Raw genomic sequence first — 16,184 nt, 5'->3', positions numbered from 1 at the left:
CGGCGTCGGCGTTGACGACGATGCCCGTCTGGTGGCACACCATACGCCCAACCTGAGAATCCCTCATGCCTCTTGCGCAGATGAAAGCTCGGGACATACCCCCGATCGGGCGTCAGCGCCTCGCCACCGGGGTTACTCTGGAGGGGAACCCGACCTCCCCGCGGCACCCCACGGCCGCCCTGTCAAGGACATCATCCTGACCATCATCACTGGCTACGACGCCGTCACCCTCCGGGAAAAAGTCGACCTTCCTGCCGCCGCAGAACGTCTCGACGACCTCGGCCAACTCCGCAGCCTCTCGGCGCTGAACGAGAAGGTCACCCTGCTGCGCTTGCTCGACCGCCTCGACGAGGCGTTCGAGATCGCCAACCAGGCATTGCGCCAGGCCCGGTTCACCGGTGACCGGCAGGACTTCGTACTGTGCCGTATCCGCCGTGCCCAGGTGATGCAGTTTCAGGCCAAGCTCGAGGAGGCCGCGTCCGAACTGACCCAGTGCGTGCTCGAGTCGGAGACGCACGAGTGGAACCTCACCGCCGCGTTCGCCCGGGAGACTCGCGGCAAGGTGCACTTCGAACAGGACGACCTCGACGGCGCCCTGGCCGACTTCACCGCCGCGGTGTTCCTGCGCGACAAGTCCGGGGCCTCGCCCGATGAGCTGGAGAGCGCCCTGATCGCCGTGGCCGTCGTGGAGTCCTTCATCGGCGAGCGCCGCGCCCTGCGCTGACGCCCCACCGCGCACCGCTCCCGGTGCCGGGGCATGGATCTGACCAATTCCAAGAGTTTCGTGGCATTCTGCAGGAGATATGCATCACAGACGGGTTTGGGCCGGCGTGGTCGCCGCGGGCATGGCGACAGTGCTGTGCGCCTGCACGGCGAGCGCTCCCCGGCCCAGCGCCAGCACCAGCACGCCGGCGCGTCCCACTCCGGCGGCGACCGCCCCGGCGGCGGACGCGACGCCCGTGCCGGTGCGTCCGCTGGGTGAGCCCGTCGTGATCGCGGAGGGGTTGGACGCTCCGTGGTCGATCCTGCGGTTGCCCAGCGGCGCCACCCTGATCAGCGAACGTGACACGGCCCTCCTGCGCGAGCTGCTGCCGGACGGTGGCCTGCGGGACGCCGGGACCGTCGCCGGGGTCGAACCGGTGGGCGAGGGCGGGCTGCTCGGGCTGGCGTTCCTGGCCGCGGGCGACGGCGCGGCCGACCCGGCCGCCCCCGATGCCGGCTGGGTCTACGCGTACTTCACCGCCGCATCCGACAACCGCATCGTGCGGATGCCCCTGACCGGCACCGCGGGCGGCCTCGGTCTCGGCGAGCCGGAGTCGGTGCTCAGCGGCATCCCCTCGGCAAGCAACCACAACGGCGGGCGCATCGGGTTCGGCCCGGACGGCCTGCTCTACGCCACCGTCGGCGACGCGGGCGAGTCCGGCAACGCGCAGGACCTCGGGTCGCTGGGCGGCAAGATCCTGCGCATGACCCCAACCGGGCAGGCCCCGGCCGACAACCCGTTCGGCAGCCTGGTCTACTCGTACGGCCACCGTAACCCGCAGGGCCTCGCCTGGGACTCGTCCTGGCAGCTCTGGGCCAGCGAATTCGGTCAGAACACCTGGGACGAGCTCAACCTGATCACCGCCGGCGGCAACTACGGTTGGCCCGAGGCGGAGGGTGCAGGCGGCGGCGGCGCCTTCATCGACCCCGTGCAGCAGTGGTCCACCGATGAGGCGAGCCCGAGCGGCCTGGCCGTGGTGAACGACACCCTGTTTCTGGCCGCGCTCCGCGGCGAGCGGCTGTGGCGCGTCGATCCCTCCACAGGCACCGTCGACGGGTGGTTTGTCAACAGCTTCGGGCGCCTGCGCGATGTGGTGTCCGGGCCGGATGGCACACTGTGGTTCGTGAGCAACAATACGGATGGCCGCGGCGCCCCCTCCCCCGGCGACGACCGTCTTTACCAGGTGCAGGTAGGGCCCTGATGGCCGACCTGGTTCGGGTGCGCCACTGGGCGGACGCGCTGATAACCCTGCACCTTGACCCCAGCTGGTCCTTCGACTTCGACAACGCCAAGAAGCGCGCGGGGCTGTGCAACTTCACCGCCAAGAAGATCACCGTGTCCCGGTACCTGGCCGCCCGGTACGGCGACGACGAGATCCACCAGATCCTGCTGCACGAGGTGGCGCACGCCCTGGCCGGCGCCCGGGCCGGGCACGGCCCCGTCTGGCGGAGCGTGGCCCTCGGGCTCGGCTACGACGGCAAGCGCACCCACGACGGCGAGATCGCCGACGACCTGGCGCCGTGGGTGGGCACCTGCTCCGCCGGCCACACTCACTACCGGTACCGCCAACCCACTCGTCCGCTGGCCTGCGGGCTGTGCGGCCGCGGCTTCACGGCCGCGCACGTGATCACCTGGACCCGGCGCGAGATCACCCCGGCCGCCCGACGCCGGGCCGCCGCCGCCGCCCGCTGACGTCCACGGGCGGGACACACCTCGATCCCCGCCGCGGCAGCCGCGGTGGGGATCGAGGAATCAGCCGACGCCCGGGATGGGCGCCTTCTGGTGCTACCCGATGGGACGGGGATCGGGCGTGTCCGGGACATCCGCGATCTCGTTCGCGGGGATGTCGGCGTATGCGCCCAGCCCGTCGGTGCCGTAGCTGCGGTCGACGAGCACCTCAGCTCCATTGATGTCCACCCTCACCGTCGGCGCCAGCGTGCCGCCTCGACGGAAGTCATCCGACGTTCCGATGGTGTCGATGAAGGACTGAACCAGGCCGTCGGGCATGACGTAGTGCGAGTACGCCTGGAACTGCCCCGGGTGCTGGTTGAAGTCGGGCGCGAAGGGGAACCCGGCCGCATAGTTGAGGTTGGACGGGCTGCCCAGGGCAAGACCCGAACCCCGGTTGACCGGCTCGAAGTCACTGCGCACGCCGTTACCGACGAAGCCGTACACACCTTCGGGACCGTCGATGCCCGGCGCGAACGTCGAACGGTGACTGATCGTGAAGATGTAGTACTTGCCGTCCTTCATGTAGATCTGAGGACGTTCCGTCTGGTCGGTCACACAATTCGCTGACAGGATCGGTGGCAGGAAGTGCCACTGGGTCAGCGCCTTGTTGTCCGCGACCGCCAGGCCGACGTTACCCATCCGCAGGTTCGCGTCAGACGCGATCTCCGGCGGACCGCCCGGAACCCCCTCCCCGACCGGCACCTCACGTTGCGGATCGGCGGGATCGTAACCGAGGTCCTCTGCCGTGCACTCGACCGCCTCGCGGTCTCCTGCCGTGTTGCCCTCGAAGACCATGAAGGTCTTGCCGGGGTGAGCGGGATCCTCGAAGGTGAACGGGTCACGGAAGTTCACGGACGAGTTCTGGTCCTTGGTTTGGTACAGGGTGCCGTCTGGAACCAGCAGCTGGTGCTGGTCGCGGAAACCGGTGAGCCACACGCCGGTGTCATCGGCGAAGATCCGACCCTCGGTCTGCACGATACGCGGATCGGCCGGCTTCACGTCCTGACCGGCCGCGTCGCGGTAGAAGGCGACCGCCGTGTAAAACGTACGCAGCTTGTTGCCGGCGAAGATCCGGGTGGAACCGGACCATTCCGTCTGATGGCTGAACGACTGGTCCTCGTAGATCGCCCCGGAGGCGCCCTCAGGGAAAACCAGACCGCCGTAGGTCCAACCGCCGTTTTCCGGCCTCTGCTCGATCGGAACATCCGCCTTGCGGAAGAAGAAGCCGAGCTTGGCGTAGGTGTGTCGCTCATCAAAACCCAGATTGCGATCAGCGACCAGCGAGAAAATCACCTCCCACCCCTTGAAGCTGAGCTGATCGGCTTGACCGTTGGTCAGGGTCCAGGTGTCCCAGACCCACACCTGCCCGCCGCTCATGTCGGGGAAGCTCTGCGGGATGGTCGGCATGGTGTATTCCTCGGGCATCGAGTTCTCCCGCGGTGGTGCGCTGGGGTCACTCATTGCCTTCAGCTGCCGCGCGTCAGCGCGCGTCCAGCGTGAGGTGAAATCCGCCTCAGGCTCATAGGCCTGTTGGCTGTGCGGTGTGGGATTGGGAAAGCCCGGGTTGACGGGAACGAAGTCCGCCGCCTGGGCAGGAAGTGTGCCTAGGGCCAATGTGCCCGCGATGAGCATGGTGGCGGAGAGCAGGCCAATGGCCGCTCGCCGCGCTGGCCGGTATTGAATTTTCACGATGTCCGCTTTCGATCAAAGTTGGATGATCGACCGCTCAATGACGCTTACCCCAGGGCCAACCATCTGCCTCCCATCACGAAAGGTCAAGCGTTCTTGAGAAAAAGTCAACACTCCAGTCCGGGTTCTCGGCAATGTTGAGAGAATTTCAAAGCTTGAGATGCGCGTGATACTGCGGCAGGGGTCCCCCCGGGCACTCTCGCACCGAAATGGCGCTCTTGACGGTGGTTCTGGCACAGGCGTAACCTCCACGGAGATCTCTCAGGTGGCGTCTCTCCCCAGAAGCACCATCCATCGCGGTCGTCCCCCGACGACCCAACACCTGGAGAATCATGGATACCAAAACATCACGGCGCGCGGGCACCCTAGGACGGGGCCTTACCGCCGGCGTGGCCGCCGTTGCCGCCATACTGCTGACGGCCTCTCCCGCCCTCGCCGCCCCGTCCGTGTCAGTGTCGACACTGCGCGAGGTCTCCGCAGCGCAATTGGCCGATTCGCTCGCCGGCCGCGGGCTTAGAGTGCAGGACGCCACGTTCGCGGGCGTCGACGTGCAGGCCGGACTGTACAAGGCTCCGATGCTCGAAAAACGGAATTCGTCCGGCGTCGCGCTCTCGACAGGGAGCCTCATCAACGCGGATCCACAGTCGGATGCCGACGTCGACTTCACCAGATCCTCGCTGATCGGACCCAATACGAGCCTGACGACAACGGGCGACTTCGGTGGAGCCGGCGATGCTGACCTCACCGCGCAAGCGGGAGTCTCCAGCTACGACGCCGCCGTGCTGACACTCACCGTGAAGCCCAAGCACAAGCATCTTTACCTCGAATATGGATTCGGCAGCGAAGAATATGCGAACTGGACCGCCCAGGGATACAACGATGCGCTCGGCATCTGGGTGAACGGCCAGCTGTGTTCCACCGTTCCCCGCACCTCGGAACCCGCCGGAGTCAGCACCATCAACCCGACCGCCAACCCAGAGCACTACGTGCCCAACTTCACCGACCGCACGCCGGGCACCCTGCCCACGGAAATGAACGGATTCACCAAGCCGCTCCAGTGCCACGCGAGAGTCACGCCCGGCACACCGGTCACTGTGAAGATCGCCGTGGCCGACACCCTTGACGGCCAACTCGACACGACTCTGCTGCTCGCGGCAAAGTCGCTCTACTCCAGCCCTTCGCGTCGCTGACGACATGGAGAGCTCGCCGGCCACTGCCGGGACCCCGACGGGAAAGAACGATGGGAAGAAGCGGCGTGCCCGCCTCATCGTGATCGCCTCCGTCGTGGTCCTCGCGGTGGCCGGCGCCCTAACGTGGGCGCTGCTGGCGCGGCCTACCGCCCAGCCACCCGTCACGTCGTCGCAGACGCCCGCGCCTCAGCCCACCGACGCCCGGCAATTCGAGCGACCGACTGACTGGTCCGACTACCGCCCGGCGTTGCACCTCACGCCTGCGCACAACTGGATGAACGACCCGCAACGCCCGTTCCTCCTTGACGATGTGTGGCATTACTACTATCTCTACAACGCCGACTACCCCAACGGGAACGGCACCGAGTGGTACCACGTCACCTCCCCTGACCTCGTGCACTGGAAGGACGAGGGGGTGGCGATCGAGAAATACGGCAACGGCCTCGGTGACATCGAGACCGGAAGCACGGTCATCGACGTCGACAACACCGCCGGTTTCGGCGCCGGAGCGGTCATCGCGATCATGACCCAACAGGCCGACGGCATCCAGCGTCAGTCCCTGTTCTATTCGACGGACGACGGGTACACCTTCACCTCGTACGAGGCGAACCCCGTGATGGAGAACCCTGGGACGACGGATTTTCGCGACCCGAAGGTGATCTGGGATGCGGCCGGTCAGGTCTGGGTCATGGTGCTCGCCGAGGGAGCCAAGGTCGGCTTCTACACCTCGCCGGATCTCACCGAGTGGACCTACGTGTCGAGTTTCGAGCGGGACGACTTGGGCACACTGGAGTGCCCCGACCTGTTCCAGATGTCCGTGGACGGGGACCCGGCGAACACCCGCTGGGTGCTGGCCGCCAGCGCCCACGGCTCGAAGTACGACAAAACCACCGGTTTGGCTTACTGGACGGGAGACTGGAACGGCACATCGTTCACGCCCGACAGCGAGGCTCCGGGCTGGCTGGATGACGGGGCGGACTTCTATGCCGCGGTGACCTGGGACGACCCCCGCGAGAGCGCCGAGGAGAGACTGGCAAGCCGTTACGTGATCGGCTGGCTGAACAACTGGGGGTACGCCGGCGACCTGCCCACGACGGACTGGCAGGGCGGGATGTTCTCGATTGTGCGCAGCATCCGGCTGGTGGACCTCGACGGTGCCGCGACCCTCGTTTCGCAACCGGTGGATGCTCTTTCCGAACTCGGCGGGGAGGCGATAACCGCCGAAACGACTGTCCTGCCGCCCGGCGACTCGGATACTCTGCCGCAGCCCGGGACCGGTTCCTATCGGCTGCAGGTGACCCTGTCGCCCGACGAGGCCGGCCCGGCGCGGGAAGTGCGGTTGAAGATCAAGGACGGCGGCGGCCATTTTGTCACCGTCGGCTATGACTTCGCGCTGCAGAACGTGTTCATCGCCCGGGATGCCGATGCGGCCGCAGCCACCATGCCGGAGCTGTACCGGGCGGTCCGCGGGGTGTCCAGCCCGCTGCGAGATGGCGCCGTGGACCTCGACATCTTCGTCGACTATTCCTCCGTGGAAGTGTTCGCCGACGGCGGCCGGCAGACCCTCAGCTCGCTGGCTTTCGGGGAGCCGGGCGCCAACGGCCTTCGCGTGGAATCCGTTGACGGCAGCACGGTGGTCAGGTCACTGACCCTGACTCCGCTGGCCGTCGCGGCTCCGGAGCGCCAGTAGCTGCTCTCAGGCGGGGAAGGTGAAGTCGGTGACGACAGCGACCGCGGCATCCGTGGCCGGGGCCAGTGCGGCGGCGACCGCTGCGGTCCGGCCGGTTTCAGCGAGGGCCTGACCGGTTTCGGAGGCATTCACGAGGTGCTTCACGGCACGCTTGAGGCCCACGAAGCTCGCGGCCGCGGCGGCGGCTTCGGGCGAGCAGTGGTCGATGCCCCGTTCGGCGAGGGCGTCGATCACGGCGCCGGCCACGAGCAGGTCTTCCATGGCGAAGCGGATGGTGCCGTCGGCACGGCGCTCCCCCACCGCGACGACCCCCACTGAGAAACGGTCACCCTTCTCGGTCTGGCGGGCCAGCGCCCAGTCGGCCACGAGGGTGCTCGTGGCGAGGTCGGCCGCGATCACGGTGTGTGCGCCGAGCGGCGTGGGGAAGCCGCGCGCGACATCCACGGCGGGCAGGGCGTCGGCGAGCACGACCACGTCGGCCTCGGCGGCGAGGGCCTGGAAGCCGGCGACGCCCCAGTCGAATCGGACCTGGTACTTGATCTGGGGCTCGGCGTCGCTCACCGGTTCAGAATACCGGGCGCGGTGCTCTCCCGGCCGGGATTCTCGTCACCGGGCGACACTGTCGGCGGGCAGAACCACTCCCAAGGTGGGCAAGTCGGCGAGCTAGCGGGCGTCGTAGTGCGCGAGGGCGTCGGCGTCGGTGGCGTGGGTCATGGCCCGGCGGGCGGCGTCGAGCGCGGTCACCGGGTCGGCTTCGGCCTCGGCGAGGGCGAGCTGGCGTTCGGCCTCGGCCAGGCGGGTGCGGGCGCCGGCGCCGACCCGGCCGCGGTTGGCGGTGATGAAGTCGCGGGTGATGCCGATTTGACTGCGAGCGGCCAGCCGGGCGCCCACGTAGGCCTCGCGGGCGTTGTCGCGGCGCAGCTGCCGGTTGCGGGCCTCGGAGCGGGTGACGTCGAGGCCGTCGAGGGCCTCGCGCAGCCGGGCAAGGTCGGCGGACGGGTCACTCACCCGGCCGGGACGACGGAGCTCCGCGACCACCGCATCCGAGGCGGCGATCACCCGGTTGAGGTCGGCGCTGGCGTCGGACTCCTCGTGCCTGTCGCGCAGTGCCCGCGCCTCGGCGAGTTCGGTCTCGGCCGCGGCGAGGGCCGTGCCCAGGCTGGCGAAACCCACGTGCAGCTCGTCCTCCCCGGTTTCGATGGCGTCCAGCAGTGCCGTGGCGGTGAACAGGGCCTGCTCAGCGGCGCTGACCTGCTCACCGACCGGTTCCGTGGCCCCGGCGGCCAGGCGCGCGTCGGCGGCATCCGCGGCCCTGAGGCCCACATCAATGGCGGTACGGGCGCGTTCGACGTTGCCGCTGATCGAGGCGAGCGCCGACGCGGAGTAGCTGGTGGCGAGCCGGTTGAGGGTGGCGGCGCCGCCGGCCAGCCGGTCGTTCGCGCGGTCGAGGCGGCGTCGCAGCCGCTCGAGTTGCAGCGGAGCGTTCTGCTCGACGACCCGTTTGGTATCAAAATCGCGGGTCTGCGCGTCGAGGCGGGCGGTGGCCTCGTCGGCGAGGCGGGTGATCTTCTCGGTCCACTGGCGGACCTGCGCGTCGGTGTCCGGGTCGCTGTCATCGAGCTGGTGTTTCAGCGCGAAGGCCTCGCGCAGCTGGCGCCTGGACACGGTGAGGGCGTCGGCGAAGTCGGCTGTGGCTCGTTCACCGAACTGGGCGATCGCGAAACCGAGCTCATCGGTGGCGGCCTCGATGAGGTCATCCGCCCGCACCAGGCTGATCGCCGCGGCGCGCTCTCGTTCGGCGATCTCGGCGTTCTCGGCCGCACGGATGCCGCGGGCCTTGCGCCGGGACGCCGACACGAACAGCCAGATGACGCCCACGACCACACCGAGGACGATGACGGACGGGAGCCACCACAAAGCATCAGTCATGCGGCCATCCTATTGAGCGAAGCTGGTGGAATGGCTGGTGGCAGGCCGGTCCCGGCCGCGTTTCGGACGGCGCCCGGAGGGAGCGGGACCACCCCGAGACCACCCCGAGCTGCTCACTGCACCTCCTGCGGCCCAGCGCGCCCGCTATAGCGGGCGCGGCCAGCCATACGAGGTGCAGCGAAGCCTCACGGGCGCGAGGCCGGGCGGGCGGCGGGGCCGCGCTGCTAGCGGCGGCGGTCGTCGGCGCTGGGCCGACGCATCTGCGCCCGGATCAGCTCGAAGTCGTGCCGGCTGATCTCCAGCAGCCCTCGGCGCAACTGCCGGCCCCAGTCGGGGTCGTCGCGGGTGAGGTCGAGCACCTTCAGCAGCGGCCGGATGGACGCGGGCTCGGCGGCCGGATCGTATTGCACCCGTCGCCGCCAGGGCCGGTACTCGCTGCCGGAGTCGCCCACCTGCACCACCACGTTGTCGCTGACATAGCCGATCGCCGTGAACTGCCGCAGTCGCTCGCCCTCGAATTCGGTCTTGGGCGAGTAGTAGACCAGCCCGTCGGATTCGTTCATGCTTTCGAGGATCTCGCGGGCGGCGAAGTTCATCTGGGCCAGGCCCATGGCGACGCTCCGCAGCACATACTCCTGCTGCACCACCCCGAGCCAGTACCGAATCGCCACGTACCAGTTGTACTGCATCGCTCTGACAGCACAGACTGAGAGCATGCGCGTACTGCTGAAAGAGATCCTCGACTGCACCCCGGATGCCGCCTGGCGGGCCCTGGCGAGCCCCACGGTGTTCCGCGAGGTCAGCGGCCCGCTGATGAGCATCGCCTCCCTCGAAACGGAAGGCTTCCCCACCCGCTGGACGCCGGGAGAGCACCCGGTGACCATGAGCGGTCTGGGCCTGGTGCCACTGGGCGAGCAGATGATCCGGCTGGAGATGCGCACCACCCAGGACGGGGTGCGCATCGTGCACGACACCGGCAACGGCGTCTCCGGCGCGATGAAGACGCTCACGCACTGGGACCACCGCATGGCCATCTCCCCCGACCCGGCCGGCACCGGCAAGACCCTCTACCGCGACCAGCTGATCTTCTCCGCCGGTCCGGCCACTCTGGCGGTGTGGCCCGGCCTCTGGGCGTTCTGGCAGCTGCGGATGCGTCGACTCAAGGCCCTGGCGCCCACCTGGCAGTACGACCTGGGCGCCGACGATCCCGCATTCGTGGCCGCGGGCGCGGCCGAGGGCCCTGACGGGAACGACGGGTTAGCCTGACGGTATGAGCACAAGCATCGGAGCCCTGCAGATCGCCGACTGGCGCCGCCGCGTGTTCGGGCTTTACGGCGGGGTGCGGCAGCTGAGCGCGCGCAAGCCGGCCGCCGGCCACGAACTCTGGCGCTCCGGGCGCGATGAACTCTTCGCCGGGCATCCGGCGTCGCCGCTGCTGCCGGACGACAGGGCCGCGTTCACCGGGCTCACCGTCGCAGCTTACGACCCGGACTGGCGCTTCGAGGTGGAGGTGCACCGGGCAGCGGAGCCGCTGCGCATCACGGTGGAGACCGGCACCGACGGTGTCGTGCCGTTCGACCTGGTCGGCTCCGTGCGGCTGCCCTACATCGGCTCCCTCGACCTCTGGCGGCTCGCCAGCTACGGCGGCGGCCTGTTCCTGCCGCTCAAGGACGCCCTCGCGGGCAAGTCCGGCGGCACCTACGGCGGCGGCCGCTACCTGCTGGACACCATCAAGGGCGCCGACCTCGGTCCGGGCACCGGCGACGACAGCCTGATCCTGGACTTCAACTTCGCGTACAACCCGTCCTGCGCGTACGACCCGATGTGGGCCTGCCCGTTGCCGCAGGCCGGCAACATCGTCACCGCCGAGGTGCCGGTCGGCGAACTGTACCTGCCCAGAGACTAGAGTCGAAAGTCCCGGCCAGCCACTGATACGGCTGGATTCTGGCTTCGCGCTTGACAGCATCCGCTAGAGTAGGGGTACTTGTGAGTGCGTAGTTGCGCTCACTGCGTCGTAGAACGCCCTCTTCTTATCGACGGCCGCCTCGCCCGAGTATGACTCGTTGCTGGCGGCCCTCTCGATTTCCGAATGAAACCTTCTTACGGCGAACGGATGTGCCCATCGGCACCTTCGCCATGTGAATCCTCCTGGCTCCGGCCGTCGCTCTGTGCGTCACCGGTTCGAGCGAGGAGACTGATGCCCCGAAAGGCACCACTTTGTCTGAAACTTCCTTTGGCGCGCTTGGCGTGCCCGCTCCCCTCGTTGCCGTGCTCACCTCGCAGGGCATCGACAGCCCGTTCCCGATCCAGGTCGACACCCTGCCCGACACCCTCAAGGGCCGCGACGTCCTCGGCCGCGGTAAGACCGGCTCTGGCAAGACCCTGGCCTTCTCCATCCCGATGGTGTCCCGCCTCGGCGGCAAGCTCGCCGGCGGCAAGCGCCGCCCGGGCCGCCCGCTCGGCCTGATCCTCGCGCCGACCCGCGAGCTGGCCACCCAGATCACCGCGGCGCTCACCCCCCTCGCCGAGGCCTACGGCCTGAACACCACCACCATCTTCGGCGGCGTCTCGCAGAACCGTCAGGTCGCCGCGCTCAAGGCCGGCGTCGACATCGTCGTGGCCTGCCCCGGCCGCCTCGAGGACCTCATGAAGCAGGGCTTCGTGAACCTCGACTCCGTTGAGATCACCGTGCTCGACGAGGCCGACCACATGGCCGACCTGGGCTTCCTGCCCGTCGTCACGCGCATCCTGGACAAGACCCCGTCCAGCGGCCAGCGCCTGCTGTTCTCGGCCACGCTCGACAACGGCGTGGACAAGATCGTGCGCCGGTTCCTGCACAACGAGGTTCTGCACTCCGTCGACGAGGCCACCAGCCACGTCTCCGCGATGACCCACCACGTGTTCGAGGTCGATGGCGCCGACAGCAAGAAGGAGCTCATCGAGAAGCTCGCTTCGGGCAGCGGTCGCCGCATCCTCTTCATGCGCACCAAGCACCACGCCAAGAAGCTGGCCAAGGCGCTGACGGATGCGGGCATCCCCTCCGTCGACCTGCACGGCAACCTGTCGCAGGTGGCCCGTGACCGCAACCTCGCCGCGTTCAGCGCCGGCGACGTGAAGGTTCTCGTCGCCACCGACGTGGCCGCCCGAGGCGTGCACGTTGACGACATCGAACTCGTCATCCACGTCGACCCGCCCGCAGAGCACAAGGCGTACCTGCACCGCTCGGGCCGTACCGCCCGCGCCGGCAGCGCCGGTGACGTCGTCACCATCGTGCTGCCCGCGCAGAAGCGCGACACCGACCAGCTGCTGCGCAAGGCCGCCATCACGGTGACCCCGCAGCGCGTGAACGCGTCGTCGCCCGCCGTTGTCGCCCTCACCGGTGACGTGGCCGCGTACGTCAAGCCGGTGCCGCGTGTCGAGCAGCCGCACGGCCAGTCGCAGGGCGGCCGCTCGCAGGGCGCCAACGCCCAGCGCAAGCGCGTCAACCGTGACGAGCGCGACAACGGCGGCCGCGGTTCACGCGACGCCGGTGGCCGTGGCGGCCGCAGCGGCGATGCCGTCGCCGCCGGTGGCGCCCGTCGAGACCGCACCGAGCGTCCGGCCTCCTCCGGCCGCAGCCACGCTCCCCGCACGGGTGGTTCAGGTTCGGGCACCGGCGGCTCCGGCCGCTCCGGTGGCCTTCAGGTCGGCGGACTGGTGCGCGGCTCCGGTTCCACCGGCGGCGGCGCCCGTCGTTCGGCTCCACGCCGCGCGCAGGGCTAGTCAGCCCGTACTGCTTGTACGACCCGAACGGGCCGGCTCCTCACGGGGCCGGCCCGTTCGTCGTTCCCCGGCCCCGGCTGCATAACTCCTGCAGAGCTCTGCCCGGCCGGGGTTCCGCCGCGTGATTCCGGGGTGCCACCGGCGCATCCGTTGAAAGTGCAGGAGTTGCGCTCGGGCCGGGCCGGCGAGGGGCAGGGCGGGGCCGGCGGTTGGATGGTTCGGCGGGGTCGGTGGCCGGGGTTAGGGTCGAAGTATGAACACCACCGTTGTTGTTCGGCCCGTCACTGAGACGGATGCCGACAGCCTGGGCCGCGTCCACGCGGCTTGCTGGCACGAATCCTATGACCACATCCTCAGCCAGGCTGCACTGTCGCAGCTGCACCCGGAACGCCTTGCCCAAATGTGGCGCCGCTTCTCGGTGCAGGGCCCCGGCTACCGCCACGTCGTGGCCGAACTCGACGGCGAGATCGTCGGTTTCGCCGGCAGCGGCCCCGGCCGCGACGCCGGCAAGCCCACCGAGCACGAGCTCTACTTCGTCTACCTGCTGCAGGCCCACCAGGGCACCGGCATCGGCCAGGCCCTCTTCGACGCCGTCGTCGATCCCGGCCCCACCTACCTCTGGGTCGCCGCGGACAACCCTCGCGCGCACCGCTTCTACGCCCGTAACGGCTACCTGCCCGACGGCCAGGAGCGCACCGAAGAGGTGCTGGGCGAACCATTCCGCGAGGTGCGCCTCGAGCGTTAGCAGCCGGCCACCCAGGCCCTGAGCCGAGCCCGATCCCGCCCAGCGGGGTCGGGCTTTCGCGCGCCCACCAGCCACGCCCGGCACCGTAAAATCAGGGGATGCCTACGATTCCTGTGATCCTCGACGTCGACACCGGTGTCGATGATGCCCTCGCCATCCTGTTCGCCGTCGCCCACCCCGACATCGAGGTGCTCGGCATCAGCTGTGTCGCCGGCAACGCCTCGCTCGAGCGGGTCGTGGAGAACACCCTGCGGATCCTCGATGTCGCCGGAGCTCCCGACATCCCGGTCGCGGCCGGCGCCCGCCGTCCGTTGATCTCGCCGGCCCGCAGCGCGTCGCACGTGCACGGCGAGGGCGGTCTGGGCACCGTGCACCTGCCGCCGGGCGAGCGGACGCCGGCGCCGGTCAACGCCGTCGAGCTGATGCGCCGGCTCATCACCGAAAGCCCCCGCCCGGTGACCGTTGTGGCCCTGGCCCCGCAGACCAACCTCGCGCTGCTGCTGCGCCAGTACCCCGACCTGGCCGAGAACATCGAACGGATCGTGTTCATGGGCGGCTCGGCCAGCGTGGGCAACGCCACTGCCGTGGCCGAGTTCAACGTGTGGCACGACCCCGAGGCGGCGGCGATCGTGCTCGACGCGGGCATCCCCACCTTCATGTACGGGCTGGACGTCTTCAACCAGGTGAGCGTAGACCGCGACCTGGCAACTGCGCTGGAGACCGGCGACTCCGGCTACGGGCGGGTGGTCGGAGCGCTGCTGGCGAACCGGGTCGCCCGCAGCGAGAACAGCGCGGCCGAGTACACCGGGCTGATCGGTGACGCCGGGGCGCTTTGCGCGCTCGTCGACCCGGATGCGCTGACCACCCGGCTGCTGCCCGTGCGGGTGGAGCTCACCGGGTACGGTCGCGGCCAGACCATCGTGGACCAGCGTCGCCGGGTGGGCGAAGACATCCTGCACGGCACCGCGGGCGCCTGGGAGGTCGTGGAGGTCGCCCTGGACGTGGACGCCCCACGCTTCGCCCGCCTGTTCCTCGACACCCTGGGCCTCTCCCCCCTCGCGAACTGAGAGAAAAGCCCCAAAAACTCGCCCGCGAAGGTGCTTAAGTCACAGTTCGCGGATGCGGGTGGATGCGGGGGGTCAGCGCAGGGCGCCGACCGAGGCCAGGGCCATGCGCAGGAGGCCACCGCGGCCGCCTTCCATCTCGGCCGAGACGGCGTCGGTGGCCGCCTCCTCCGGGGTCATCCAGGTGAGCTCGAGTGCATCCTGGCGGGGGTCGCAGGTGCCGGTGACGGGCACGACGTAGGCCAGCGACACGGCGTGCTGACGGTCATCCGTGAACGCGGTGATACCGGGCATCGGGAAGTACTCGGCCACCGAGTACGGCACCGGGCTCGGCGGCAGCTGCGGAAACGCCATCGGGCCGAGGTCCTTCTCGAGGTGCCGGAACAGGGCGTCGCGCAGGGTCTCGCCGTAGAGCACCCGGCCGGAGACCAGGGTGCGGGTCATTTTGCCCTCGGGGGTGGCGCGCAGCAGCACACCGACCTCGACGACCTGGCCCAGACCGTCGACGCGCACGGGCACGGCCTCGACGTACAGCAGCGGCAGCCGCTGGCGGATCTCGGCGAGCTCGACATCGCTCAGCCAACCCGGGTTCGAGTTGGGCGGCGGTGCGTCATCCCCGCCAGGCGTCCAGTCCGGATCGGGGTCAGGGGTGCGCACGCTCATAGTTCATTCTCACTCACGAGAGCCGCGGATGCACCACCGGGGTCCGCGAGTCCGCTCGCCCCGACCCCGCGAGCTGTGAGAAAAGGGCACTTTCGTGGGCCTTAGGTCTCAGTTCGCGAGACCCCCGCGGGTCTCGGGCGAGCGTGGAAGGATTGAGGGAGTCGGCGCTGTACCTGCGTCGACACCGACGTGAGGAACCGACACATGGCCACCAGCATCCGCCCCGAGCCGATCGATCCGGCCGCCGTGCTGTGGTCGGCCGCCGCACCCGACCGGGTGGGGCGCCCGCTGCTGCTGGTGCTGCACGGTTATGGGTCGACCGAGGGCGATCTGTTCGCACTGGCGCCGCACTTGCCGCTGCAGCCGACGATCGCGGCGCTGCGGGCTCCGCTGCCGGCCGGTCAGGGTTGGTCGTGGTTTCCCATCGGGGTGCCCGGCGATCCCGTCGGTGACGCTCTCGACGCGGCAGCGCTCGGCATCATCGAGTGGCTCGACGCCCTCCCCGAGCAGCCCACGTCCATCGGCCTGCTCGGCTTTTCGCAGGGCGGCGCCATGACGCTGCAGCTGATGCGGCACGCGCCGGAACGGTTCGCATTCGCGGTGCAGCTGTCCGGGTTCATCGGCAGCGGCACGCATCCGGGCGACGCACGGCTCAAAGAGCTCGCGCCGCCGGTGTTCTGGGGCCGCGGCACTCTGGACCCGGTGATCCCCGAGGGCGCTGTCGCCCGCACCCAAGCCTGGCTGCCGGCGCACTCCACACTCACCGAGGGCATCTACGAGGGAATGGGCCATTCCATCTCGCAGGCCGAACTCGGCGAGATCGTCGCGTTCCTGCGCGAGCAGTACGCGGCTCCGGCGACGCCGGCGGTGCCGACCGCCTGACCGGCGCACCCCGGCACGGATGCCCCGACGTGCCCCCGAACGGACGAATTGCCCCGTCCCAACGGAGCAACTCGTC

General features: G+C 69.2%; 16 protein-coding genes. 11 read left to right on the top strand and 5 right to left on the bottom strand.

The annotated features are described in order from the left end of the window. Positions 1-31: 31 nt before the first annotated feature. The 3 genes from C3B61_RS00220 (at position 32) to C3B61_RS00210 (ending at position 2,455) form a co-directional block, all read left to right on the top strand. A complete protein-coding gene (locus C3B61_RS00220) occupies positions 32-724 on the top strand; it encodes a hypothetical protein (protein ID WP_241990247.1) in 693 nt (230 codons plus the stop codon). A gap of 79 nt (positions 725-803) precedes the next feature. After that, positions 804-1,964, top strand: coding sequence for a PQQ-dependent sugar dehydrogenase (locus C3B61_RS00215; RefSeq protein ID WP_244285794.1), 1,161 nt, complete (start codon positions 804-806; stop codon positions 1,962-1,964). Further along, positions 1,964-2,455 carry a SprT-like domain-containing protein gene (locus C3B61_RS00210; protein WP_088457232.1) on the top strand — a complete coding sequence of 164 codons (492 nt, stop codon included), beginning with the start codon at positions 1,964-1,966 and terminating at the stop codon, positions 2,453-2,455. Before C3B61_RS00215 ends, C3B61_RS00210 begins: the two co-directional genes overlap by 1 nt. Before the next feature lie 93 nt (positions 2,456-2,548). On the opposite strand, the gene C3B61_RS00205 is transcribed toward C3B61_RS00210, so the two are convergent. Beyond that, positions 2,549-4,126, bottom strand: coding sequence for a glycoside hydrolase family 68 protein (locus C3B61_RS00205; protein WP_103459267.1), 1,578 nt, complete (start codon positions 4,124-4,126; stop codon positions 2,549-2,551). A 389-nt stretch (positions 4,127-4,515) separates the two neighbouring features. Between C3B61_RS00205 and C3B61_RS00200 the strand changes: the two genes are divergently transcribed. Next, on the top strand, positions 4,516-5,373 hold the full coding sequence (locus C3B61_RS00200; RefSeq protein ID WP_133159729.1) for a choice-of-anchor L domain-containing protein: 858 nt from the start codon (positions 4,516-4,518) through the stop codon (positions 5,371-5,373). A 4-nt stretch (positions 5,374-5,377) separates the two neighbouring features. Next, on the top strand, positions 5,378-7,063 hold the full coding sequence (locus C3B61_RS00195; RefSeq protein ID WP_103459129.1) for a glycoside hydrolase family 32 protein: 1,686 nt from the start codon (positions 5,378-5,380) through the stop codon (positions 7,061-7,063). Between the two features lie 6 nt (positions 7,064-7,069). Here C3B61_RS00195 and C3B61_RS00190 read toward each other — a convergent pair whose 3' ends face one another. From C3B61_RS00190 to C3B61_RS00180, 3 genes are all read right to left on the bottom strand, one after another. Further along, positions 7,070-7,624, bottom strand: coding sequence for a 2-phosphosulfolactate phosphatase (locus C3B61_RS00190; RefSeq protein WP_103459128.1), 555 nt, complete (start codon positions 7,622-7,624; stop codon positions 7,070-7,072). Between the two features lie 102 nt (positions 7,625-7,726). Continuing rightward, the gene (locus C3B61_RS00185; protein ID WP_103459127.1) at positions 7,727-8,992 is read right to left on the bottom strand and encodes a hypothetical protein; all 1,266 of its coding nucleotides are present in this window, start codon (positions 8,990-8,992) and stop codon (positions 7,727-7,729) included. A gap of 224 nt (positions 8,993-9,216) precedes the next feature. Then, the gene (locus C3B61_RS00180) at positions 9,217-9,663 is read right to left on the bottom strand and encodes an EVE domain-containing protein (protein ID WP_241979989.1); all 447 of its coding nucleotides are present in this window, start codon (positions 9,661-9,663) and stop codon (positions 9,217-9,219) included. A gap of 43 nt (positions 9,664-9,706) precedes the next feature. On the opposite strand from C3B61_RS00180, the gene C3B61_RS00175 reads away from it, so the two are divergent. The 5 genes from C3B61_RS00175 (at position 9,707) to C3B61_RS00155 (ending at position 14,566) form a co-directional block, all read left to right on the top strand. Continuing rightward, positions 9,707-10,258, top strand: coding sequence for a hypothetical protein (locus C3B61_RS00175; protein WP_208858744.1), 552 nt, complete (start codon positions 9,707-9,709; stop codon positions 10,256-10,258). A gap of 4 nt (positions 10,259-10,262) precedes the next feature. After that, positions 10,263-10,898, top strand: coding sequence for a DUF1684 domain-containing protein (locus tag C3B61_RS00170; protein WP_088457238.1), 636 nt, complete (start codon positions 10,263-10,265; stop codon positions 10,896-10,898). A 311-nt stretch (positions 10,899-11,209) separates the two neighbouring features. Then, positions 11,210-12,754, top strand: a complete 1,545-nt coding sequence (locus tag C3B61_RS00165; protein WP_088457239.1) for a DEAD/DEAH box helicase — start codon at positions 11,210-11,212, stop codon at positions 12,752-12,754. 253 nt (positions 12,755-13,007) lie between these two features. Then, the gene (locus C3B61_RS00160; protein WP_088457240.1) at positions 13,008-13,499 is read left to right on the top strand and encodes a GNAT family N-acetyltransferase; all 492 of its coding nucleotides are present in this window, start codon (positions 13,008-13,010) and stop codon (positions 13,497-13,499) included. A gap of 98 nt (positions 13,500-13,597) precedes the next feature. After that, the gene (locus C3B61_RS00155) at positions 13,598-14,566 is read left to right on the top strand and encodes a nucleoside hydrolase (RefSeq protein ID WP_103459126.1); all 969 of its coding nucleotides are present in this window, start codon (positions 13,598-13,600) and stop codon (positions 14,564-14,566) included. Between the two features lie 72 nt (positions 14,567-14,638). On the opposite strand, the gene C3B61_RS00150 is transcribed toward C3B61_RS00155, so the two are convergent. After that, positions 14,639-15,226, bottom strand: coding sequence for an NUDIX hydrolase family protein (locus tag C3B61_RS00150; protein WP_088457242.1), 588 nt, complete (start codon positions 15,224-15,226; stop codon positions 14,639-14,641). Positions 15,227-15,430: 204 nt separating this feature from the next. On the opposite strand from C3B61_RS00150, the gene C3B61_RS00145 reads away from it, so the two are divergent. After that, positions 15,431-16,108, top strand: a complete 678-nt coding sequence (locus C3B61_RS00145; protein WP_103459125.1) for an alpha/beta hydrolase — start codon at positions 15,431-15,433, stop codon at positions 16,106-16,108. Positions 16,109-16,184 lie beyond the last annotated feature (76 nt).

It is taken from the genome of Cryobacterium zongtaii, assembly GCF_002909375.1.
Classification (GTDB): domain Bacteria; phylum Actinomycetota; class Actinomycetes; order Actinomycetales; family Microbacteriaceae; genus Cryobacterium; species Cryobacterium zongtaii.
Note: the sequence above shows the minus strand (reverse complement) of the source record. Positions and strands in the feature narration are given on the sequence as shown.

Excerpts from the sequence above, each read along its gene's own strand:
- C3B61_RS00150 (WP_088457242.1), bottom strand. The coding sequence starts at position 15,226 with ATGAGCGTGCGCACCCCTGACCCCGATCCGGACTGGACGCCTGGCGGG.
- C3B61_RS00200 (WP_133159729.1), top strand. The coding sequence starts at position 4,516 with ATGGATACCAAAACATCACGGCGCGCGGGCACCCTAGGACGGGGCCTT.
- C3B61_RS00155 (WP_103459126.1), top strand. The coding sequence starts at position 13,598 with ATGCCTACGATTCCTGTGATCCTCGACGTCGACACCGGTGTCGATGAT.
- C3B61_RS00195 (WP_103459129.1), top strand. The coding sequence starts at position 5,378 with ATGGAGAGCTCGCCGGCCACTGCCGGGACCCCGACGGGAAAGAACGAT.
- C3B61_RS00145 (WP_103459125.1), top strand. The coding sequence starts at position 15,431 with ATGGCCACCAGCATCCGCCCCGAGCCGATCGATCCGGCCGCCGTGCTG.
- C3B61_RS00175 (WP_208858744.1), top strand. The coding sequence starts at position 9,707 with ATGCGCGTACTGCTGAAAGAGATCCTCGACTGCACCCCGGATGCCGCC.
- C3B61_RS00210 (WP_088457232.1), top strand. The coding sequence starts at position 1,964 with ATGGCCGACCTGGTTCGGGTGCGCCACTGGGCGGACGCGCTGATAACC.
- C3B61_RS00185 (WP_103459127.1), bottom strand. The coding sequence starts at position 8,992 with ATGACTGATGCTTTGTGGTGGCTCCCGTCCGTCATCGTCCTCGGTGTG.
- C3B61_RS00170 (WP_088457238.1), top strand. The coding sequence starts at position 10,263 with ATGAGCACAAGCATCGGAGCCCTGCAGATCGCCGACTGGCGCCGCCGC.
- C3B61_RS00215 (WP_244285794.1), top strand. The coding sequence starts at position 804 with ATGCATCACAGACGGGTTTGGGCCGGCGTGGTCGCCGCGGGCATGGCG.
- C3B61_RS00160 (WP_088457240.1), top strand. The coding sequence starts at position 13,008 with ATGAACACCACCGTTGTTGTTCGGCCCGTCACTGAGACGGATGCCGAC.
- C3B61_RS00205 (WP_103459267.1), bottom strand. The coding sequence starts at position 4,126 with ATGCTCATCGCGGGCACATTGGCCCTAGGCACACTTCCTGCCCAGGCG.